Annotated in this window: 20 protein-coding genes and 1 pseudogene; 5 read left to right on the plus strand and 16 right to left on the minus strand. The window is 67.9% G+C overall.

Annotated elements, in window-relative coordinates:
- Positions 1 to 11 precede the first annotated feature (11 nt).
- Positions 12 to 1,031 carry a glycosyltransferase gene (locus NDI56_RS18660; RefSeq protein WP_310921237.1) on the plus strand — a complete coding sequence of 340 codons (1,020 nt, stop codon included), beginning with the start codon at positions 12 to 14 and terminating at the stop codon, positions 1,029 to 1,031.
- Between the two features lie 20 nt (positions 1,032 to 1,051).
- Here the strand turns inward: NDI56_RS18660 and NDI56_RS18665 are convergent, their stop codons facing one another.
- From NDI56_RS18665 to NDI56_RS18675, 3 genes are read right to left on the minus strand one after another with little or no spacing between them, the layout of a single operon-like run.
- A complete protein-coding gene (locus NDI56_RS18665) occupies positions 1,052 to 2,167 on the minus strand; it encodes a glucosamine inositolphosphorylceramide transferase family protein (RefSeq protein WP_310921238.1) in 1,116 nt (371 codons plus the stop codon).
- A 53-nt stretch (positions 2,168 to 2,220) separates the two neighbouring features.
- Complete coding sequence (locus tag NDI56_RS18670; RefSeq protein ID WP_310921239.1) at positions 2,221 to 3,549, minus strand: hypothetical protein; 1,329 nt, start codon at positions 3,547 to 3,549, stop codon at positions 2,221 to 2,223.
- On the minus strand, positions 3,549 to 5,450 hold the full coding sequence (locus tag NDI56_RS18675; protein WP_310921240.1) for a LamG domain-containing protein: 1,902 nt from the start codon (positions 5,448 to 5,450) through the stop codon (positions 3,549 to 3,551). Before NDI56_RS18675 ends, NDI56_RS18670 begins: the two co-directional genes overlap by 1 nt.
- A gap of 298 nt (positions 5,451 to 5,748) precedes the next feature.
- Between NDI56_RS18675 and NDI56_RS18680 the strand changes: the two genes are divergently transcribed.
- Positions 5,749 to 7,146, plus strand: coding sequence for a PQQ-dependent sugar dehydrogenase (locus NDI56_RS18680; protein WP_310921241.1), 1,398 nt, complete (start codon positions 5,749 to 5,751; stop codon positions 7,144 to 7,146).
- A gap of 78 nt (positions 7,147 to 7,224) precedes the next feature.
- Here the strand turns inward: NDI56_RS18680 and NDI56_RS18685 are convergent, their stop codons facing one another.
- From NDI56_RS18685 to NDI56_RS18695, 3 genes are read right to left on the minus strand one after another with little or no spacing between them, the layout of a single operon-like run.
- Entirely contained in the window at positions 7,225 to 8,694 is a 1,470-nt protein-coding gene (locus tag NDI56_RS18685; protein ID WP_310921242.1) for an oligosaccharide flippase family protein, read from the minus strand.
- 1 nt (position 8,695) lies between these two features.
- The gene (locus tag NDI56_RS18690; protein ID WP_310921243.1) at positions 8,696 to 9,619 is read right to left on the minus strand and encodes an NAD-dependent epimerase/dehydratase family protein; all 924 of its coding nucleotides are present in this window, start codon (positions 9,617 to 9,619) and stop codon (positions 8,696 to 8,698) included.
- Complete coding sequence (locus tag NDI56_RS18695; RefSeq protein WP_310921245.1) at positions 9,616 to 10,626, minus strand: Gfo/Idh/MocA family protein; 1,011 nt, start codon at positions 10,624 to 10,626, stop codon at positions 9,616 to 9,618. Before NDI56_RS18695 ends, NDI56_RS18690 begins: the two co-directional genes overlap by 4 nt.
- Before the next feature lie 112 nt (positions 10,627 to 10,738).
- On the opposite strand from NDI56_RS18695, the gene NDI56_RS18700 reads away from it, so the two are divergent.
- The gene (locus NDI56_RS18700; protein WP_310921246.1) at positions 10,739 to 11,800 is read left to right on the plus strand and encodes a GNAT family N-acetyltransferase; all 1,062 of its coding nucleotides are present in this window, start codon (positions 10,739 to 10,741) and stop codon (positions 11,798 to 11,800) included.
- Positions 11,801 to 11,873: 73 nt separating this feature from the next.
- The gene (locus NDI56_RS18705) at positions 11,874 to 12,380 is read left to right on the plus strand and encodes a universal stress protein (protein WP_310921248.1); all 507 of its coding nucleotides are present in this window, start codon (positions 11,874 to 11,876) and stop codon (positions 12,378 to 12,380) included.
- A gap of 273 nt (positions 12,381 to 12,653) precedes the next feature.
- Here the strand turns inward: NDI56_RS18705 and NDI56_RS18710 are convergent, their stop codons facing one another.
- The 6 genes from NDI56_RS18710 to NDI56_RS18735 form a co-directional block, all read right to left on the minus strand.
- Positions 12,654 to 13,037 (minus strand): CBS domain-containing protein, encoded by a 384-nt coding sequence (locus tag NDI56_RS18710; protein WP_310921250.1) that lies wholly within the window; start codon positions 13,035 to 13,037, stop codon positions 12,654 to 12,656.
- Positions 13,038 to 13,131: 94 nt separating this feature from the next.
- On the minus strand, positions 13,132 to 13,284 hold the full coding sequence (locus tag NDI56_RS18715; protein WP_310921252.1) for a hypothetical protein: 153 nt from the start codon (positions 13,282 to 13,284) through the stop codon (positions 13,132 to 13,134).
- Positions 13,285 to 13,349: 65 nt separating this feature from the next.
- Positions 13,350 to 13,706, minus strand: coding sequence for a thioredoxin (trxA, locus tag NDI56_RS18720; RefSeq protein ID WP_310921254.1), 357 nt, complete (start codon positions 13,704 to 13,706; stop codon positions 13,350 to 13,352).
- Between the two features lie 124 nt (positions 13,707 to 13,830).
- Positions 13,831 to 14,235, minus strand: coding sequence for a helix-turn-helix domain-containing protein (locus tag NDI56_RS18725; protein WP_310921256.1), 405 nt, complete (start codon positions 14,233 to 14,235; stop codon positions 13,831 to 13,833).
- A gap of 74 nt (positions 14,236 to 14,309) precedes the next feature.
- Positions 14,310 to 15,338, minus strand: a complete 1,029-nt coding sequence (locus NDI56_RS18730) for a sulfite exporter TauE/SafE family protein (protein WP_310921258.1) — start codon at positions 15,336 to 15,338, stop codon at positions 14,310 to 14,312.
- Between the two features lie 3 nt (positions 15,339 to 15,341).
- Positions 15,342 to 15,503, minus strand: a complete 162-nt coding sequence (locus tag NDI56_RS18735; protein WP_470303423.1) for a DUF7512 family protein — start codon at positions 15,501 to 15,503, stop codon at positions 15,342 to 15,344.
- A gap of 356 nt (positions 15,504 to 15,859) precedes the next feature.
- On the opposite strand from NDI56_RS18735, the pseudogene NDI56_RS18740 reads away from it, so the two are divergent.
- Positions 15,860 to 16,081, plus strand: a pseudogene (locus NDI56_RS18740) (universal stress protein); the annotation flags it as partial.
- Here NDI56_RS18740 and NDI56_RS18745 read toward each other — a convergent pair.
- The 4 genes from NDI56_RS18745 to NDI56_RS18760 are packed head-to-tail and all read right to left on the minus strand — an operon-like array spanning position 16,075 to position 19,482.
- Positions 16,075 to 17,256 (minus strand): inorganic phosphate transporter, encoded by a 1,182-nt coding sequence (locus NDI56_RS18745; protein WP_310921261.1) that lies wholly within the window; start codon positions 17,254 to 17,256, stop codon positions 16,075 to 16,077. The pseudogene NDI56_RS18740 and the gene NDI56_RS18745 sit on opposite strands and share 7 nt — an antisense overlap.
- 14 nt (positions 17,257 to 17,270) lie before the next feature.
- On the minus strand, positions 17,271 to 17,741 hold the full coding sequence (locus NDI56_RS18750; protein ID WP_310921262.1) for a DUF6691 family protein: 471 nt from the start codon (positions 17,739 to 17,741) through the stop codon (positions 17,271 to 17,273).
- Entirely contained in the window at positions 17,741 to 18,232 is a 492-nt protein-coding gene (locus tag NDI56_RS18755; protein WP_310921263.1) for a YeeE/YedE family protein, read from the minus strand. Before NDI56_RS18755 ends, NDI56_RS18750 begins: the two co-directional genes overlap by 1 nt.
- Positions 18,233 to 18,240: 8 nt before the next feature.
- Positions 18,241 to 19,482, minus strand: coding sequence for an MBL fold metallo-hydrolase (locus tag NDI56_RS18760; RefSeq protein WP_310921264.1), 1,242 nt, complete (start codon positions 19,480 to 19,482; stop codon positions 18,241 to 18,243).
- Between the last annotated feature and the right edge of the window lie 44 nt (positions 19,483 to 19,526).

Raw genomic sequence — 19,526 nt, forward strand, 5'->3', positions numbered from 1 at the left:
AGCGAGCAACCGTGACGGACGAGCGCCCCGACGAGGCGACCGACCCGCTCGTGTCGGTCGTCGTCGTCACCTACAACTCCGAGCGGACCGTCGGCGAGACGCTTTCCTCGCTCGCCGACCAGACCTATCCCGACGACCGGTACGAGGTCGTCGTCGTCGACGGCGGGAGCACCGACGGGACCGCCGGGCTCGCCGGCGACCACGGCGCGCAGTTCCACGTCGTCGAGGGCGGGACCATCGGTGCCTGTCGGAACCGCGGCGTCGACGTTGCCGCCGGCGACTTCGTCGCCTTCACCGACTCGGACTGTGCGGTCCCGTCCACGTGGCTGCGCTCACACGTCGACCGCATCGCGGACGCGGACGACCATATCGTCGGCGTCGGCGGCCCGAACCGGCCGTTCCCGTCGGACCCGCCCTTCGCGAAACTGGTCGGGAGCCTCCAAGGGACGGTGTTCGGCTCCGGCGGCTCGCCCCAGTCCCACGCCATCGACCGGGTCCGGGAGGTCCGCTCGGTCGCCTGCTGTAACGTCCTCTACGACGCTTCGATATTCGACGCCTACCGCTTCGACGGCGACATCAACGTCGGCGAGGACGCGGAGTTTCACTTCCGTCTCTCCGAGGCGGGCCACCGGTTCCTCTTCGACCCGGCTATCGCCGTCTCACACCACCTCTCGCCGACCTTCGCCGCGTTTTGCGAGAAGAGCCGCTCCTACGGCTACGCGATGGCCCGTATCCAGCGCCGCCACGGCAAAGTCATCCGGTGGTACTCGGCGCTGCCCTCGCTCGCCCTACTGGGCGGCTCGGTCGCGGCGCTCGACGACCTCGGCAAGCGCCGGTTGCGCAACGTCCCGCTGCTCGCGCTCTCTTTCCTGCTGGTCAGCGGCTACGCGACGCGGCAGGTGTACCGCGACCGCCACAGCGGGCTGGCCCTGCTCGTGCCGCTCATGCTCGCGGCCCAGTACGGCTACTACGGTCTCGGCTTCCTCGAAGGGCTGCTGGCGCCCGACCCCGTGCCCCAGGAGCTCCCGTAGGCCAGGCCCTGCCGGCCTCCCTAGGCGCGATAGATACCGATGGCCCAGTGGTGTTCGCCCAGCAGCTGATACCCCAGCCCGAGGTTCCCGTCGACCGCACAGTGCCACCCCTCGCCGTCGTACCAGGGGTCGACCTGATGCATGGCGCCGGAGTTCCATCCCAGCCCGCCCGGCGGTTCGAGCGCCGGCGAGTGGGCGCGCTCAGCGTCCGTGTACGTCGTCGGCGTGAGCTCGGTTATCTCGAAGGCCCGCACGCGCTCGCCGTAGCGCCGCTTGCAGTCCTGATAGAACGCCAGCACGTGGTCGTCGAAGACGACGGGGCGACCGCCGGGCCGGGCCGCCCGGGGCCGGTTCCGGGCGACCGGGTTCCCCTCGTGTGGCGTCCAGTCGGACGCTTCGAGCGCGTCGCTGTAGTAGGCATAGAGGTCGGTGCCGTCGCCCAGCAGCGCCCACCAGCGGTCCTCCCAGCGGAACGGGCTGAAATCGTGCAGCGGCGTCGCGGGCCGGACGAGGTCCGTGACCTCGGTCCACTCGTGGGGGAACGAGTCGGCCCGGTACAGCGTCACGGGAGCCGGACCGCGCTCCTTGGCCCAGCGGTCGGGCACCATGTAGTGGTCCCCCTGCCAGGTGAACACGTAGGGGTAGGACAGGTGTTCGTCCGTCTCCAGGACGACCCGGTCGTACGCCCAGTCGTAGCCGTCGTCGCTCTCGGCGTGCGCGATGGCCGCCGTGGGGTCGCGGTTGTGCGTGTACACCTCGAAAAAGCAGTGCCACTCGCCCGAGTCGGTGATAAAGAGAAAGGGGTCCGCGACGCAGTCGGTCCGCCCGAAGTCGGTCACGTCGGCGGCAGTCAACACCGGACTGATGTGGTCGGAGGGGACGAACCGGGCGGGCGGTCGCTCGGCCGCCGAGGGGTACTCGGGGACGTTCTCGCCGTCGTACAGTCCGTCGACGTCGGCCGCCGGCGGGGAGTGGGTCGATTTCGGCTGTCGCATGTGCAGTTTCTCACCGGTGTGCCAGGCCAATCGCTCTATCAGCGTCGACCTGGCGAGTCGGGTCCGGAGTCTGCTCGCCAGCGGGTCGGGCCGGTACTTCGAGTGAGCGAGCAACTCGTCGTCTCCCGTGTTGTCGGGCATACAGTTATCAGTCAGTGGCGACGGCGGTACTTAATCCCATAGGCTCGCCGTGGCTAGAAACCGGTCCCCGCGGTCCCGAGCGCACGGAAGCCGCCGGTGGCGCCCTCGCTGTGTGTCACCGTCACGTCGTCGGGCGACCCCTGGTAGAGCGACGGCTCGTCGGGGTCGACGGGGTAGGCGAGGTTGACGAGGTTCGACGTGATATCCGCCTCGGCGCCCAGTTCGATGTAGGGGCCCAGAATCTTCCGGTTGGGCGCGTTCCCGCTGAAGCTGTCGAAGCCCAGTTCGTAGACGTAGTCGGCCACGCCGGTGACGTGTTTGACCGTGTCGATGACGGCCGTCCCGTGGCCGCGCAGACGGACGATAGCCGGCGGGTTCGTCGGGTTCGTCGTCGGCTCCCAGTGGACGTTGCCAAATTCCAGAAGGCTGTCCCACGTCTGGTCGATGGCGACGCCGGCGGACCCGCCCATCGTGAGATAGTCCACCGTCTGGGTCCCGCCGCGCGAGTAGAACACCGTCGTGTTCTGGCCGCTGACGGTCGCGCTCGGGTAGGCCGCGATGGTGCCGAACCAGTTGGCCGGGCCGTAGTACGAGCGGAACTCGAAGAGGCCGTCCTCGTCGCCGGCGTCACACTCGTAGATGGTCAGTTGCTCGTGGCGACACTGGAACGGGCCCACGTCCTGGTCGACGCGGTAGACCGAGTTGTTCCAGCCCCAGAACAGCAGGCGCCCCACGAAGAGGTCCTGCGTATCCCGGTTCGTGTGGTGGATGGCCACGCCGGTCGGCTGGGTGCCGGCCGGCCCGTTCAGCGCGAAGCCGTCCAGCTTGACGCGGCTGGTGCCCGAGTCGCGGTCGAACAGGATGCCGTCGGCGCTCCGGTCGGTGATGGATACCTTCGATATCTCGACGCCCAGCCCCAGGAGCTGGGTCTCCTCGTAGGGGCGAATCGGCCCCGTCTCCTCGACGACGCCGGCGGGGAGGCGGACCTCGCCGCCGCCCGCGGCGTTCACGATGTCGAGTGCGTCCTGAATCGGGGTGTCCGTCCCGGCGGGGTCGACCGACTGCGGGGCCGTGTTGTTGCGGCCGATGGCGACGACAACGCCCTGCAGCAACAGCGAGGTTACGCCGTCGCCTTCGACCGAGGTCGCCCCGCCCGCGCCGATGGTCCCGAGCTGGTTCCAGGCGCCGCCCTCGCCCAGATAGACGTTGCCGGTGTCGGTCGCGAGGAACTTCGCGCCGGCCTTGGCGACGTAGTTCGAGCGACTGGCGTCGGTGTCGCGGATTTCGACGTCCGTGTCGATTCGTTCGAAGTTGCGGTTCAGCGGTTCGTCCCAGTCGAGGGTTCCCTCGGCCGGAGTCTCGTATTGGTGGTTGTCTGTCATCAGTTGCTCCCGTCGCCGCCGCCGTAGCCGTAGCTGCCGTAGCCGCGCTCGCCGAACTCGTCGTTCGGCACCGGCGTCGCGGTGTTCGTCGGTGTCGGGGTAGTAGTCTGCGTGGGGGTAGTCGTCGGCGTCGGAGTGGGTGTCGGCGTCGGCTCCTCGGTCGACCCGCCCGAATCGGTCCCGCCGACCAGCGCGGCGACCTGGTCGGCCGTCAGTGCGACGTCGTACACGCGCACGTCGTCGATTGCCCCGTTCATACCGTAGTAGCTGGTGTAGCCGTTGTCGCCGTAGCCGACGTACAGCGACCGGTTGCTCGGCACGACGCCGCCGGACTGGCTGCTGTCCCGGTCGACTTCCGCCCCGTCGAGATACATCACGAGGGTCTCACCGTCCCAGGTACAGCAGACGTGGTGCCACTCGCCGTCGTAGGTCTCGACGTCGGGATTGACCGACGCCTGGCCGCTCTCGACGCCGACGTGGGCCCGGATACTGCTCGGGGTCTGGACGTCGACGGCGTACCCTTCGTCGCCGTACCGCGAGTCGGCCTTCTGGACGACGGTCTGTTCCAGGTCGCCACTCGTCGTTCGGTACCAGCCGCCAAAAGAGAGCGCCGCCGTCGGGTTCAGTGCCCCCGTGTTCGGGACCTCGACGTAATCGTCCGGGCTGGCACCGAAGGCGACGCCCGAGCCGCCGAACACGCCGTCGGTGTCGAGCGTCGGCGACCCGCGGACGAACCCGTCCGCCGCGCCGGCGCTGTCGGCCACCGTCGTGGCGCCCGTCTCGGCAAACGCCCAGCGCGCCACCGGCGCCGGCTGTGACGACGGTTCTGTCGGCGTCGGTGTGGGTGTCGGCGTCGGCGTTGGCGTGGGTGTGGGGGTAGCTGTCGGCGTCGGCGTTGGCGTAGGGGTTGGTGTCGGCGTGAGTGTGGGGGTAGCTGTCGGCGTTGATGTCTCCGTTGGCGTTGGCGTCTCCGTCGGCGTGGGTATAGCCGTCGGCGTGGGTGTAGCCGTCGCAGTTTCCGTCTCCGTCGGCGTGGGCGTGACGACCCCCTCGTACAGCGCGGTGACCTCGTCGTCGGTCAGGGCGCGGCCGTACACCCGCACTTCGTCGATGGCCCCGTCCATGTCGTAGTAGCTGGTGTAGCCGTTGTCGCCCCAGCCGATGTACAGCGACCGGTCGCTGTGGACCACGCGACCGGACTGGCTGCTGTCCCGGCCAACTTCCGCCCCGTCGAGATACATCACGAGGACGCCGCCGTCCCACGTACAGCAGACGTGGTGCCACTGGTCGTCCTGCGTGGCTACGCCCCACGGGTTGACCGACGCCTGGCCGCTCTCCACGCCGACGTGGGCCCGCAGGCTGTTGTCGGTCTGGACCTCGACGGCGTACCCCCGGTCGCCGTAGCGGCTGTCGGCTTTCTGGACGACGGTCTGGCTGTTGGCGCCGCTCCCGGTCCGGTACCAGCCGCCGAAGGTGACGGCGTCGGGGCGGAGCGCCCCGGCGTCTGCCACCTCGACGTAGTTGTCCGGACTGCCCCCGAACTCGCAGGCCGTCGAGTCGTAGACGCCGGGGACGCCCCGGTCGGGGTTGCCCCGAACCGCGCCGTCGTTACCGCCGGCGACGTCCGTGACGGTCCCGTCGGTCCCGTCGAGCGGCCAGTGGCCGACCAGCCCGTCGCTCGGCCCGACGACCGCGAGCGTCGACGACAACAGTGCCGGCGAGACGATGTCGCTGACACGCCAGCTGACGCCGCCGTACCCGAGCAGATACTCGGACCGGGTGTCAGCTCCCAGACAGCCGGCCAGCGACGTCGCTCCGAGCGCGCTGACGCCCGTGAGCTTCAGCAGTGTCCGACGTGACAGGTCGCTATCGCCATCTCCGGGTGGTGGTTCTGTTGCCATCTCAGTACCATAATCTACCAGCAAATATACCCCTTACTACTACAGTCGTCGAATATCTGTAATGAAACAACGAGAACGTCTCGCGATAAAAACGACTGGGCGGTGGAATTGCGCCAGTGAACACTCTAATCGTCTGTGGACGTTCCGTGGCAATTCGCGGTCTGTCGAACACCGCGTGACCGCCACTGTCTGCTCGCTCGCCGACTCGCTCACTACCACTCGGAGGGTAGTTGCACCGGAATCGGACTCCGCTCGCGTTCCGACTAACTGTTAAATAGCTCCGACACTACGCCGTGATATGACTCGGCGAACTCCCAATCGCCCACCCGGTAGCTCGCGACTCTCGCGCCGACGGCTGTTACGAACGCTCGGCGCCGTCGGTGTGACGACGGCACTCGCGGGCTGCTCGCTGGGCGGCCGTGAGGGAGCGACCACTCCCCCGACGGAGGGCACACCGACGGGTGAGACGCCCACCGGGGAGACGGGCGGAGGGCCGGAGAACTACTTCGAACGGGGGCCGACGGTCGGCGTGACCGAGGTGGCGAGCGGACTGGTCTCGCCCAGCGCTCTCGTCACCGCCGACGACCGGCGGTTCGTCGTCGACCAGGTCGGCACGGTGTACGCCCACGACGACGACGGACTCCAGTCGACGCCGTTCCTCGATATCTCGGACCGCCTCGTCGCCCTCGGGGAGGGTCTCCCGAACTGGGTCGCCTACGACGAGCGCGGCCTGCTGGGGCTCGCTTTCCACCCGGAGTTCCCGTCGAACCGCCGCCTGTACGTCCGCTACAGCGCGCCCAGCGACGACCCCGAACTGGACCACCGCGAACGCCTCTCGGAGTTCCGCGCCACCGAGGACCGCTCCGGCGTCGTCCCCGACAGCGAGCGCGTGCTGCTCGACCTGCCCTGGCCCCGTCCCATCCACCAGTCCGGGACCATCGAGTTCGGCCCGGACGGCTACCTCTATGGCGCCCTCGGCGACGGGCTGAACCCGTTCAACGGGCAAAACCTCGACACGCTCAAGGGGTGTATCGTCCGCATCGACGTGGACGAACGCACCGGCGACCTGCCCTACGCCGTCCCGGACGACAACCCGCTGGTCGGTGCGGACGGTCGCGACGAGCTGTACGCGTGGGGGCTGCGCAACCCCTGGAAGATGGCCTTCAGCGGCGACCGGCTCATCCTGGGCGACGTGGGACAGGCCACCTGGGAGGAGGTCAACGTCGTCGAGAAGGGCGGCAACTACGGCTGGCCGCTGAAAGAGGGGTTCCACTGTCACGACCCGCAACTTGGGACCAGCACCGGCGGGGAGTGTGTCGTCGAGTCCGACCGGGGCGAACCGCTCCTCGACCCCGTTCTGGAGTTCCCCCACTTCGACGAGGCGGGCGACGCCGTCGGCTTCGCCGTCATCGGCGGCCACGTCCACGCCGGCGATATCGACGCGCTACGGGACGACTACCTCTTTGGCGTGTTCACGAGCTCCTTCACCGCGGCCGCCGGTCGGCTCGTCGCCGCGACGCCCCGGGCCTCGGGTCAGTGGCCCATGCGGGAGCTCCGGGTCGACGGCGGGCTCGACATACAGGTGCTCTCGCTCGGGCAGGACGACGGTGACAGCTACGTGCTGGGAACGCGTGCGGCGCTGGCCGAGGATCCGCTCTCGAAACAGCAGGGCGTCGTCTACCGGCTGACGAGCTGAGAGTCCGCGTGATAGCGACGCCCGCGCACCTCGGCGACTCGGGCCTGTCCGGGGACGCTCTCGGTCGTCGACACCCTCTCACCCGCGGATGTTCCGCACGTTCTCCACGATTTTCACGCGCAGCGGCGGCGCCGCCAGCACGCCGCCCCCGTAGACGGCCGCCGAGAGCGCGACGGCCGCGAGGAGGGTCGCCGGCGTCTCGACGGCCAGCAGCCGTGTCAGCCCGACCAGGGCGACCCCCATCCCGATGGCGGCGGCGACGGTCCAGCTCACGTCCCGGACCGGGAACCGGACCGCGGTGAGCCGCCCGAGGTAGTAGCCCAGGATCAGTGTGTTCACCGTCACCGACAGGAGCGTGGCGAACGCCGCCCCGACGAGGCCGTAGACGGGCACCAAGAGGACGTTCAGGACGACGTTCATCGACAGGGAGACAACGGTGGCGATAGCGCCGTATTTGGGCCTGTCGAACGCCTGAATCGCCTTGTCGAAGACGAGGTTCACCGCCTGCGGGAGCTTCTCGACCATGAGCACGAGGAACGCGGCCGCGGCGATGGTGTACTCCGGCCCGAAGATGACGCCCAGAATCTCCCGCCCGATGACGGCCACACCCACCACCGAGGGGACGATGAGCAACAGCGAGGTGGTCATGGCGTCCGAAAGCAGGTCCCGGACTTTCTCGACCGCGCCGTCGGCCTGCCACGCCGAGAGCTGCGGGAACAGGACCCGGGCGAAGACCGTGCTGAACATGATGGCCGTCGTGGTCAGCCGCCAGGCGAGCTCGTAGGCGCCGACGGCGGCCTGCGAGAGGAAAAAGCCGATGACGATGACGTCCATCCAGTTGTAGACGTGCCCGCCCAGCCCCCAGATGCCGTTGAACTTCGCGTAGTCGTACAGCGATCGCAGGTGGTACCGGCCGGGGCGGGACAGCGGCGTCGAGACGCGGAGACTCGCGCCGACGAGCAACACCGTGTAGCTGACGAGCAGGGCGTACACCAGCGCACGGACGCCGTACCCGTACTGGAGCAGTCCGACGGCGACGGTGAGGAAGGTGAGGCTCCGCAGGAAGTGCAGGACGGCGGTCTGGGCGACCCGCAGCTCGCCCTGCAGGACGTGGACGACCAGCATAGAGAGCTCGAAGGCGACGACGACGCCGACGAGCTCCACGGCGAGGTCGGCCCCGACGTAGGCCGCGAGCGGCTCGCGGACGGCCAGTACGGCGGCCGAGACGACCACGATGAGCAGGAGCTTCAGGACGACCGCGGCGCCGAACATCTGCCCCGGGTCCTCGCCGGCGCTGATGCGCTTCTCGACGGCCCCGCGCAGCCCGAAGTCGACGACAGTGGCCATCGTGTACAGGGTCGCCTCGAACAGGAAGAAGACGCCGAGCAGCGTCGCCCCCAGCTCGCGGGCGAAGTAGACCGTGCCGAAAAAGCCGATGGCGGTGTTCAACAGCTCGACGACGAACAGCAGGGAGCTCGCGCGTGCGAGGTTCATCGTCCGTCGAAGCGGCGGCGGCGAGAGCGTTCCCCGGGGACCACGCCCGCGCATGTTACAGCAGACCCACCGATTCGTACCACGCGACCGTCTCGCCGACGGCGGCCCGCCAGGACCGCTGGGACACCGGTGCCTGTTCCGTGAGCTCCTCGCGGACGGTGCCGTAGTCACCCCGTTCGAGGAACCCCTCCCCCGGCACCGGTGAGATGCCGACGCGGTACAGCAGGTCCATGGCCGGTTTGACGCCCCACCGAATCGCACCGTAGGGGACGTTGACGACGCGGTGGCTCCCGGGCGTGTGGCTGGCGATAGCACCCAGCACCTGCTTGTTCGAGAGGTTCGGCCCGGTGACGAGGTGGCGCCCCGCGGCTTCGCCGTCCAGACAGTGGACGACACTGGCGGTCACGTCGTCGACGTGGACGATGTTGTACTCGTCGAGGGTGTACAGCGGCGGGACGAGCAGGCGGTTCGTCGCCACCGGACGGACGTGCTCGAATCTGGTCAGGCGGTAGTCCCGCGGCCCGAAGATGTAGGTCGGGTAGACGGCCGACACCTCGAAGGGATGCTCGCGGCCAAAGAGCAACTCCTCTGAGGCGAGTTTCGACTGCTGGTACGCCGAGTCGGCGTCCGCGGGCACCGCGGGGTGGGCGCCGATGGTGCTTGCGAAGACGAACTGGGACACGTCGGCGTCGGCCGCCGCCTCGACCAGTCGCTCGGTGCCGGTGGCGTTCGTCCCGGCCATTCGGGCCGTGTCGTAGACGGCGGCAGCGAGGTGGACGACGCCGTCGACGCCGTCGAGCGTCGCGGCCAGCGAGCCGGGGTCGTCGAGGTCGCCCTCGACGACACCGACGCCGTCTGGCAGGCGCGCCGTCGAGGACGAGGGCCGAATCATCGCGACGGGCTCGTGGTCGGTGTCATCGAGGGCCGCCAGCAGGTTCAGGCCGATAAAACCCGTCGCGCCCGTCACGAGGACTCTCATCGCCCGCCCTCCCCGTCGGCGCCGCTTCGCTCGTAGACGCTGTCGATGACTTCGGCGACGGCGACACCGCGGCTGGCCGGGGCCGCCGTCTCGGTGTCGCCCGCGGCGGCGTGGTCCGCGAAGTCGTGGATGCGCGCGGTGTGGGCGTCCTCGTCGCCCGCGGGGAACAGGTTCGCGACGCCGATGTCCACCAGCGGGAGCGACCCCTGTTTGAACTCGAAGGGGCGCCCGTGGACGTCGCCCTGCAGGGTCTCGGAATCGAGTTCCAGCCACCCCTCGGTGCCGACGACGAGGACGCGGCTGACGCCCTCGGTCTGTGTCCACGTCGCCGACAGCTCCACCGGGACGCCGTCGAACGACAGCGAGACGCGAGCCGCGTCCTCCACTGGACGGTCGCGGAGATGCCGGACGGTCGCCCCGGTCACGGCCGGCGCTTCGCCGAACAGCTCACAGAGCACGTCGAGCGAGTGGGGGAACAGGTCGCGGGCGACGCCACCGCCCGACAGGTCGGGGTTGTAGTACCAGCCCACCGACGGCGGGGCCGAGTGGTGGGCGATGGTAACCTCGACGACGTCGCCGAGCATGTCGTTTCCGAGCAGCTCCAGCGCTCGCTCGTAGTTCCGGTAGTAGCGGTGGAGATAGCCGACCTGTGTGACGACCCCGGCTCGCTCGGCCGCCTCGGCCATCCGCCGTGCGCTCTCGGCCGACAGCGCCAGGGGTTTCTCACAGAGGACGTGACAGCCCGCCCCGACGGCGGCCAGAAAAATCCCCTCGTGAGTGCTGGGCGGTGTGCAGATGCTGACGACGTCGAGGTCGTGGGCCGCGAGCATGGCCTCGGCGTCGGCGTAGCCCGGGAGGGACAGCTCCCTTTCGACGGTCGCCCGCCGGCCGTCGTCGCGCTCGGCGAAGGCGACGACGCGGGTCCGCGGATGCGAGGTGAACGCCGGCACGTGGTAGTCTGTGGCCATCCAGCCGGCCCCGACTACCCCGACGGCAAGTTCGGTCATACGTCCCTCTGTTTAGTGACGGATATAAAGCCATCTACAGACCGACTCTCCGCTGAGAACGTCCGCTTCGTCGAAACATACAGTTAGGATGCCTGCCGGATACGTTCAGCCAATGAGCGCGCTCACGACCTCGGTCCACCGGTCTATCACCGAGGTCAAACAGGGGGAGTGGAACGCGATAGTCGCCCAGCAGGCGGACACCGGCAGCGTCTTCGAGCGCTACGAGTGGCTCAGGGCCTACGAGCGCGGGACGGGCGCGGACGCCCGCCACGTGCAGGTCCGAAAGAGCGGCACCCTCGTCGGCGTCCACCCGTCGTTCGTCCGCCCGCTCCCGGGGACGCCGTTCAGATTTCTGGGCCCGGCCAGACCCGGGACGAACGGGGCGTTGATCGCCACCGACGAAGCCGCCGTGTTCGCCGCTATCGCCGACGAGATGGCGGCGCTCACCTCGGGGCGGACTATCGGTCACCTGTTGCGGCCCGCCGGCGACCGGTCGCTGCGCTACGGGACCCGGCTCCGCGAGCGGGACTACTACCCGTCGGTGCGTGACTGCCGGTTCGTCCTCGACATCGACCGCCCGTGGGACGCCGTCCTCGGGGACCTCTCCGGGAAGAAGCGGCGGAACCTCAGGAAGGCCGACGAGGCCGGGGTGACCGCGACGGACGTCCCCGTAACGCCCGACAGCATCGACGCCTTCGCCGGGCGCCACGCCGACCACATGACGCGCCTCGGCGGTGACGGGGCCTCGCCGGCGCTCCTCCGAGCGCTTCTTGCCACCGTCGGCGACCGGCTGAAACTGTTCCGGGCGACCGTCGACGGTGAACCCGCCGGGGAACTGCTCGCGGTCCTCGACGACGAGCGGGGGACGCTCGTGCTCCTGTTCCCGGCGTACGACCCCGCCAACTTCACGCAGTTCCCGTCGGAGGCGCTCTACCGGGCGGCCATCCAGTGGGGTATCGACGCCGGCTACGCGACCTGCGATTTCGGCGAGACGACGCCCGAGTTCACCGACGGGACGTTCTCGTTCAAGACCGACTTCGGCGGCGAGGTGCGGCCGACGCTCCGGTGGGAGCGCATCGACTCGCTGGTCGGCCGGGTGTTCTATCTGCTCGGGAGCGACCGCGTCGTCGGCCGGCTGTTCGGGGCCGGGCGCTCCGCCCGGCCGGAGCGATAGCGACTGGGAACTACTGCCGGTAACTGGCCACAATTTTAACTGTGAGCTGTGCTAACTATTGACTTGATGGCCCATGTACGAGACCATCCTGTTTCCAACCGATGGCAGCGACGCTGCCGACACGGCACTCGCCCACGCTGTCGACCACGCGCGCCAGTACGGGGCGACCTTGCACGTCCTGTTCGTGGCGCAGGACGATTTCGGTCCGTCGGGCCTCGTCCAGCAGGACCACGAGGGCGTCGAGCGGTCGGAGATGGTCGGGGAGGACCACGAGACCCAGTCGTCGGGCATGACCAACGAGGACCCGGAGCGACTGGGCGCCGTCGCCGAGCGCGGCGAGGCCATCGTCTCCGAGGTCGCCGAGTCGGTCGGTGACAACGTGGCAGTCGAGACGGCCGTCCGCAGGGGGACCCCCTACGAGCGCATCCTGGACTACGCCGACGAGGAAGGCGCCGACATGGTCGTGATGGGGACCCACGGCCGGACCGGCGTCGACCGCTATCTCCTCGGGAGCGTCACCGAGAAGATCGTCCGGACCGCCGACGCGCCGGTACTCACGGTCCGCAGGGACGGGGCGTAGCCACGCGCCGTCGGCGTCGTCAACACCCGCCACCGCGTGACCGGACGGCGACCGCGTTCAGACCACTGTAGTCGCCGTCGAAAATCAATGCACACCCGACCGCACGACGACACTGCGGCCGGTGTGTGAATCGTTTTAGCGGGCGCGCCTCTCGGGTGGTAGACGCCCCGGCTCGGCGGGGTGGACGCATGGTTCGGAACTGCCCACAGCTGGCCACACCGCTCGGAGATGCCAAAACCTGTCGTCGCCAACCGTGGCAGGGGGTCGACGACACTACACCGCGAGACAGGCCGTCAGGTCGGTGCTGCTCACCATGCCGGTGACCCGGTCGTCCGAGTCGACGACGGGCAGATGGCTGATGTCGTTGCTGACCATCCGTTGGGCCGCCGTCGCGACGCTCGCGGTCGGGGCCACCGTCTCGACGCCGGTCGTCATACAGTCACCGACCGTCGTCGCCGACGTGTCCTGTGCGGCGACGCCCAGTTCCATGTAGTCGGTCGCCGTGAAGATGCCCTCGACGGCGCACTCCTCTGTGATTACGACGACCGATTTGATATCCTCTCGCGCCATCGCTCTGACGACGTCGCTCGTTCGGTCGGTCGGCGCCACGGTCAGGACGGGTGCCGTCATCACGTCCGAAACGGGTTGGTCCGCCATACGCCGTGGTTGCAGTGACAGCCGCAAGAACTTTGGGTGTCATTCACCAGCACGGTTGCGAAGCCATTCACACTCGTCCGTGCCTCACCGACGGTCACCGATGTGGCGCTGTGAAGTACGAGTCGTCCTGCAGCCCGTCGGTTATCTCCCGGAGTCCAACGCGCTCACAGCTCCCACAGCGGTTCGTCGGCGGGTTCGCGTACACCGTCTTGCACTCGTCACAGACGAAAAACTGCAGCCCGAGCATGGCTCCTCTCGGGGACGTGTGGACAAAAACCGTCCGGGCCGCGCTCGTCCCGAGATGTGGCCCTTCTACGTGTACGAGTCCACGAGAGACCGCAGTTGCCCCTCCGGCTGGACGCCGACGACCTCTTCGACCTGCGTCCCATCGGCGAACAGGACGAGTGTCGGCACCCCACGGACGCCGTAGGCGCTCGCCAGTTGCTGGTTCACGTCGACGTCCACCTTCGCGACTGTCGCCCCCGTCTCTTCGGCCAGTCGCTCGACGACGGGTTCGAGCATCGTGCAGGGGCCACACCAGTCGGCGTAGAAGTCGACGAGGACCACGTCCTCGGTCTCTACGAGGCCGTCGAGCTCGTCGGCGCTCGACACAGCGACAGGTTCGTCTGACGGTTCCGCGTCGGTGTCCGGTGTCGTCTCGGTTGCCATCACCCGGTAGTAGGGGCTTCGAGAGTTTAAGAGTTTTGGGAATATTATACAATACTGTCTGTACTGGAAGACGTCGGGGACTCGGTTCGATCGGCTGACGGTCACTCGGAGAGCGAACGCCGTTCTACCCCTCGACTTGCGGCGGAGCGTCGGTCTCTTCCTCGTACTTCCGCTCGAACTCCCCGATGAGCTGTCCCATCTTGGCGTACCAGTCGTTGAGCATCCGCTGCATCTCCCCGGCGATTTTCGAGGGGTCCGTCGGCCTGTAGACGTGGTAGTAGCCCCCCTGGTCGTAGTTTATCTGCTCTTTCTGGATGAAGCCCGTCTGGAGCAGGCGCTGGACCGCCCGATACGCCGTCGAGCGCTCTCGGTCGACGGCTTCGGCTATCTCGTCGACGGTGAGCGGTTCGTCGGCGTCGACGAGCGCCTGAAAGCACTCCTTGTCGAGCTGCTTGAGGCCGTGAAAACACTCCAGCAGCCCCTCACACTCCATGTCCTGTTGTAGCTGTTCGGTCATCGAGTCTGGCATCAGTATACGTAGACGGAGGTGCCGTGTCTGTAAAAAGATTCGTGTGGAGTTTACACAATCGTGTGCCAACGCCGTCAGGCCGGCGAGGACGGCTGTGACTCCCCGCGGAGGGCGGCGATGCTGCTGTAGACGACGGCCCCGCTGACCAGGAGCGCGGAGCCGAGGATGAGCACCATGCTGACCGTGTTCAGCATCTCGATTCCGTAGACAGCCCCTATCTCACGGACCGCGACGGCCAGTGCGCCACCGAGCAACATCAGCCCGAAGTACACTTTGATGTCGTCTTCGTCGACGATGCTGGTCGCGGCCGAGCCGATGCGAGCACCGAAGGCGCTCCCCGCCAACAGCGGGAGCACGATGGAGAGGTCGACGCCGCCGTCCAGCGCGTACAGGAAGCTCCCGAGCCCGCCCGAGAAGACGATCTCGAAGAGGTCCGTCCCGACGGCGATGGGGACGGGGACCCCGATGAGGTAGAACAGCGCGGGCATGCGGATGAACCCGCCGCCGACACCGAGGAACCCGGACAGCAGCCCCGTGACGAACGCGACGCCCAGTATCAGCCACAGGGACACGCTGACGCCCCCACGGAGCGATATCATCGGCGGGACACGGTACGACTGAATCTTTTTCGCGACGGCCGGGATATCGTCGGCGTCGACGTCGCCGTCCGCGGCGTCGTGGCCGACACCGCCCTCGCTATCGCCGCCTCGTAGCGCCTCGTAGGTGACGAACGCACCGATACCGCCCAGCAAGACGACGTACGTGACGCTGATGATACTGCCAGCCATCCCGAGCGTCTCGAGGTGGAGCACTATCTCCTTCCCGGCTTCGATGCCGGCCGTCGTCCCCGCTATCATCAACACACCCAGCTTGTAGTCCACCTGTCCCATATCACGGTGTTTCAGCGTCGCGATGACGGAGGTCCCGAACACGAACGCGAGCCCGCTCCCGACGGCGACTCGGGTGGGATACCCCATCACCAGCAGCGCCGGGGTGACCAGGAACGACCCGCCCATCCCGAAGAACCCGAAGAGGACGCCGATGAGCAGGCCGAACCCGACGAACAGGACGACCATCGCCAGCCCGAGGCCCAGTATCTCCATCCGTCACTCTCCCCGTAACCGCTCGACGACGCGCTGTCCGACCGCCGCTTCGACCGCGCCGTACCCGACGTAGAGGATGCCCGCCTCTAGCAGCACGGCTCCGATGAGCGTCGCAGCGTCGGCGCCACCCGCGCCCATAGATGCGAAAGCCGCGAGGTCTACCATCGGTAGCTGCCCCGACAATTGTGCTGTCGTGTGTATATCATACTTTTCTGCTCACTCCGTTCTAGCCGGAAGGCACTGATAACAGTTTTGGGAAAAAGATACAATATTACTAAAAAGTATCACACCGCTACCCCACGGAGATATCTCTCTAAGTTATACGGATATCGGACACCGCCAGCAGCCGTTCTACTGCCCCTCTGCAGGGCGTAACAAAGTTGCGCGCGCCGCTCTACCGTGTTTTGCTGAGGGGGTATCAGTCCGGTGCCACCTCCCTGAACCGACCAGGGTCCAGACGCAGTACCAGTATCAGAGCATCTGGTTCGGACCATTAATATTGTACAAAATAGACAATATCGGTGGCCGGTCGCGTCCCGTCGAGTACGGGTGCCATCTATGCGACAGACCTCTCGGCGGCGGGTGAAGCGGCGATACAGAACGAGACGTATCTCGAATGTCTCGGCCGCATCGGTGTCGACACCGAGACACACGTCGTGTGCGGGACCCCACAGCGACGTATCAACGGCATCGCCGAGGCCGAGAAAGCCGATATGACGATTATCGGCTCCCGGGGTCAGAGCGCGCCCACCGCTGTCATCGACCCGAAGCCGACGGTCACCGCGAGAGCGAACGACGCGGCCCAGGCGCCCACCGTGAGCAGGATCTTTTGCGGGTCGATTGCATCGCTGCCGCCGACTGCAGCGCCGCTACCGATGATGGCGCTGACGATAATCTCGTTGAACGACACCGGGACACCGAGGAAGACGGCGAGCTGGGCGATGAGGAAGGATGGCACGAGCGCGGCGATAGAGCGCCGCGGCCCGAGCGAGGAGTAGTCCTGCGCGAGCGATTTTATCATCCGGGGCGCGCCGGTCCACGACCCGGCGAGGATACCGAGGCCGCCGCCCAGCAGGACGACCGCCGGCGAGAGCGCCCCGACCTCGTCCAGCAGTGGGAGCAACGGGCCGACGGCCAGACCGACCTGACTCCCGCCTGCCGAAAAGGCGACCAGCGAACCGAGCGCCAGCAGGACGTGTCTGAGCCCGCCCGCCTCGTCGTGGCGGAGGTCCCGGTACACCACGCCCCACACCGCGAGGGCGACGATACCGGAGAGAACGACTGTCGCCACGAGTCCGTGGAAACCGAGCAGTCGCTGTCCGAGGCTTGCCAGCGAGCCCGGACCGCCGCCGGGGCCGAGAAACGCGAACTCGACGTTCGCCAGCACGACGCCGACCAGCGCCGCGAGCGTCGGAACAGTGGCCGCTTCCGGGGCGTCCGACCGCGGCAACACGCTCGCGATTGCGTAGGCGAGACCGCCGCCGACGACCGGTGTCAGCGCCCAGACGGCCCCGATTTGCCGGTACTTCCCCCAGACGGGGGTGCCGCCGAGGGCCATCCCGACACCGATGACCGCACCGGTGACGGTAAACGCCGTCGCGATGGGGTAGCCGGTGTAGATACCGACGGCCATGAGCCCGGCGCCGGCCAGCAGCGCGACGATGACGCCCACTGCGGGGAGGCTGACGCCGCCGACGAGGCCGCGCCCGACCGCCTCCGAGACGTTCGCGCCCTGTGTCACCGCGCCCGCGAGCCCGAAGATACCGACGACAAAGGCCGCCTTCATCGTCGAGATGGCGTTGGCGCCGACGGCGGGCGCGAAGGGTGTCGCGCCGCTGGAGCCGGCACCGATGACCCACGACATGAACAGGCTCGCGATACCGGCGGTCACGAAGAGGGCGAGAAGCTGTAGTTCCATCGTGAGAGGGGGGTTCAGTCCGCTCCCGTGGGGGCGGGGTCGACGCCGTCGGTCGCCCGGCTCCGCCACCAACCCTGCAGGTACGCGCCGAGGAACATCCCCGCGAGCGCCCAGAGGATGGTCACGTTGCCGATGCCGAGGCTGGCGTAGGCGGCGCCCGGACAGATGCCCGAGAGCCCCCAGCCGACGCCGAATATCCCGCCGCCGACCAGCACGTTCCGGTCGAAGGACTTCAGCCGACGCTCGAAGCGGTCGCCGGTGAGCGGTGCCCGGTCGAGCAGACGCGGCGCGACGAAGAACGCGACGCCCGTCACCGCCGCGCCGCCGAACATCACGAACAGCAGGCCGAAGTCCTCGAACTGGAGGAAGTTCAGCACCACCTCGGGGCGGGCCATGTGACTGTAGCCGAGCCCGAAGCCGAAGACGAGCCCGCCGACCAGCACGAGCGGGACGAACAGCGGGTGGCGGTCACCGGACGCCGCCATTACGGCGTCACCCCCAGCGCGGCGACGACCTGCGCCGTCACGATTGCGGTGACGAGGAACGCCAGCACGCCCGCGATAGACGTCTTGGAGGCCGACCCGACGCCACAGACGCCGTGGCCCGACGTACACCCCTTCCCGACGCGGGTTCCGATGCCGACGAAGACGCCGCCCAACAGGAGTCGCCACCAGGAGACGTCCGTCGTCCACGCGCCGTCCTGATAGATTACCGCGTACACCGCCGCCCCGAGGACGATACCGAGAGTGAACACGAGCCGCCAGTCCCGCGAGGCGGCGTACTGGTGGAACCGCGATTGGCCGGAGACGAACGACAGCGTCGATTCGAGGAATGTGCTCGCCCCGGCGCTAATGCCGGTCCCGACGTAGATGACTGCCGCGCCGAGGCCGACGAACAGCCCGCCGACGGCGTACCGGCTGATGCCGTTGGGGAACAGTTCGGCGGCCGCCTGTAACGGAACTGGGTCAGCTACCATCGGCCCGCTCAGTCACCCGCGAGCGATTCCCGGCTCGCGGCGCAGTTGTTGGGACCCAGTTCGAGCGTGAACGCCTCGTCGTCGTCGACGGTGTTCTGTCCGAGGTTGGTCGCGATGATCTCCTCGTAGTTGGCCGGTCGCGGCGGCATATCCGACAGAACCGTCTCGACGAAGTCGTCCTCGTCCATCGTGAGCGCGTCCATCTCCTCGACGAGCTGACCGACAGGAGCGGTGTAGCTCCCGTCGTCTGCGGGGACGGCCGCGTCGCTGAAGTGAGCGCCACCGACGAGGGTGTCGTCGGGCAGGGTCAGCACACGCTCTCGCAGTGATTCATAGAGCGTTCGGGCGGCCTCGGGCGCGCCCTCGTCGCCCTCTTCGAGGTCGGGGCGAGCGACGCTCTCGACGAACAGCCCGTCGCCGGTGGCGAGCAGGCTCTCGTCGACGAGATACGAGGTCATCCCGGTCGTGTGGCCGGGCGTCGCGACGGTCTCGATGGTGGCGTCGCCGACCTCGAAGGTGTCACCGTCGGCGGCGGTCGTCAGCTCGTCGGCGTCGGTGATGCCGCGGTCGACGGCCGCGGCGGGGATGACGCCCTCGACGCCTTCGGCGTCCAGTTCGCGGACCCCGGAGACGTGGTCCGCGTGGATGTGCGTGTCCAGTGCGTATTTCAGGTCGACACCGAACTCGTCGGCGTCCTGCCGAGCCTGCGAGGTAGGGCTCGCGGAACTCGGTTCCGCGACGTCGTCGAGATAACGCTCGGTGAACGCGCGCAGCGGGTCGATGACGGCGGCCTCCCCGTCGTCGTAGAGGAGGTAGCCGAGACAGCCGGAGGACGGCCGCTGGTACTGCAGCAGCGTTCCGGCTCCGTCGTAGCCGGTGACTTCGACGGTCTCGTAGATGCGGGCCCACCCGTTCATCCCGTCTTCGAGCTGGTGGACGTCGTAGCCGCGCTCCACGAGCGTGCCGGCGACGAACTCGCTGGCACCGCCTTTGGCACAGAGGACCGTGACCTCGCGGTCGTCCGGAACGTCCGCGATGATATCGGAGTCCAGTTCCTCGTCCAGGAAGTGGAAGTACGGAACGTTGACCGATTCGACGTTCTCCCCGTCGATGTGCCACTCCTCGTAGTCCCCCGACATGCGCGCGTCGAGGATGGTGACCGGTTCGCCGTCGTCGATGCGCTGTTTCAGCCGTTCGGGCGTGACCAATTCGACTTCTGCGTCCGGCGTCGGGAAGTCTTCAGCGTTCATGTAGTACACTCACTGCTACAGGGTTGAGGCATAAAAGAGTTTGT

Source organism: Halomicroarcula saliterrae, assembly GCF_031624395.1.
Lineage (GTDB): Archaea > Halobacteriota > Halobacteria > Halobacteriales > Haloarculaceae > Haloarcula > Haloarcula saliterrae.

What these genes read in the sequence shown, in the direction of transcription:
- NDI56_RS18675 (WP_310921240.1), bottom strand. Translation starts at nt 5,450, where the DNA reads ATGGCAACAGAACCACCACCCGGAGATGGCGATAGCGACCTGTCACGT.
- NDI56_RS18755 (WP_310921263.1), bottom strand. Translation starts at nt 18,232, where the DNA reads ATGGTAGCTGACCCAGTTCCGTTACAGGCGGCCGCCGAACTGTTCCCC.
- NDI56_RS18745 (WP_310921261.1), bottom strand. Translation starts at nt 17,256, where the DNA reads ATGGAACTACAGCTTCTCGCCCTCTTCGTGACCGCCGGTATCGCGAGC.
- NDI56_RS18760 (WP_310921264.1), bottom strand. Translation starts at nt 19,482, where the DNA reads ATGAACGCTGAAGACTTCCCGACGCCGGACGCAGAAGTCGAATTGGTC.
- NDI56_RS18730 (WP_310921258.1), bottom strand. Translation starts at nt 15,338, where the DNA reads ATGGAGATACTGGGCCTCGGGCTGGCGATGGTCGTCCTGTTCGTCGGG.
- NDI56_RS18670 (WP_310921239.1), bottom strand. Translation starts at nt 3,549, where the DNA reads ATGACAGACAACCACCAATACGAGACTCCGGCCGAGGGAACCCTCGAC.
- NDI56_RS18680 (WP_310921241.1), top strand. Translation starts at nt 5,749, where the DNA reads ATGACTCGGCGAACTCCCAATCGCCCACCCGGTAGCTCGCGACTCTCG.
- NDI56_RS18750 (WP_310921262.1), bottom strand. Translation starts at nt 17,741, where the DNA reads ATGGCGGCGTCCGGTGACCGCCACCCGCTGTTCGTCCCGCTCGTGCTG.
- NDI56_RS18685 (WP_310921242.1), bottom strand. Translation starts at nt 8,694, where the DNA reads ATGCGCGGGCGTGGTCCCCGGGGAACGCTCTCGCCGCCGCCGCTTCGA.
- NDI56_RS18705 (WP_310921248.1), top strand. Translation starts at nt 11,874, where the DNA reads ATGTACGAGACCATCCTGTTTCCAACCGATGGCAGCGACGCTGCCGAC.
- NDI56_RS18700 (WP_310921246.1), top strand. Translation starts at nt 10,739, where the DNA reads ATGAGCGCGCTCACGACCTCGGTCCACCGGTCTATCACCGAGGTCAAA.
- NDI56_RS18690 (WP_310921243.1), bottom strand. Translation starts at nt 9,619, where the DNA reads ATGAGAGTCCTCGTGACGGGCGCGACGGGTTTTATCGGCCTGAACCTG.
- NDI56_RS18735 (WP_470303423.1), bottom strand. Translation starts at nt 15,503, where the DNA reads ATGGTAGACCTCGCGGCTTTCGCATCTATGGGCGCGGGTGGCGCCGAC.
- NDI56_RS18725 (WP_310921256.1), bottom strand. Translation starts at nt 14,235, where the DNA reads ATGCCAGACTCGATGACCGAACAGCTACAACAGGACATGGAGTGTGAG.
- NDI56_RS18665 (WP_310921238.1), bottom strand. Translation starts at nt 2,167, where the DNA reads ATGCCCGACAACACGGGAGACGACGAGTTGCTCGCTCACTCGAAGTAC.
- trxA (WP_310921254.1), bottom strand. Translation starts at nt 13,706, where the DNA reads ATGGCAACCGAGACGACACCGGACACCGACGCGGAACCGTCAGACGAA.
- NDI56_RS18710 (WP_310921250.1), bottom strand. Translation starts at nt 13,037, where the DNA reads ATGGCGGACCAACCCGTTTCGGACGTGATGACGGCACCCGTCCTGACC.
- NDI56_RS18715 (WP_310921252.1), bottom strand. Translation starts at nt 13,284, where the DNA reads ATGCTCGGGCTGCAGTTTTTCGTCTGTGACGAGTGCAAGACGGTGTAC.
- NDI56_RS18695 (WP_310921245.1), bottom strand. Translation starts at nt 10,626, where the DNA reads ATGACCGAACTTGCCGTCGGGGTAGTCGGGGCCGGCTGGATGGCCACA.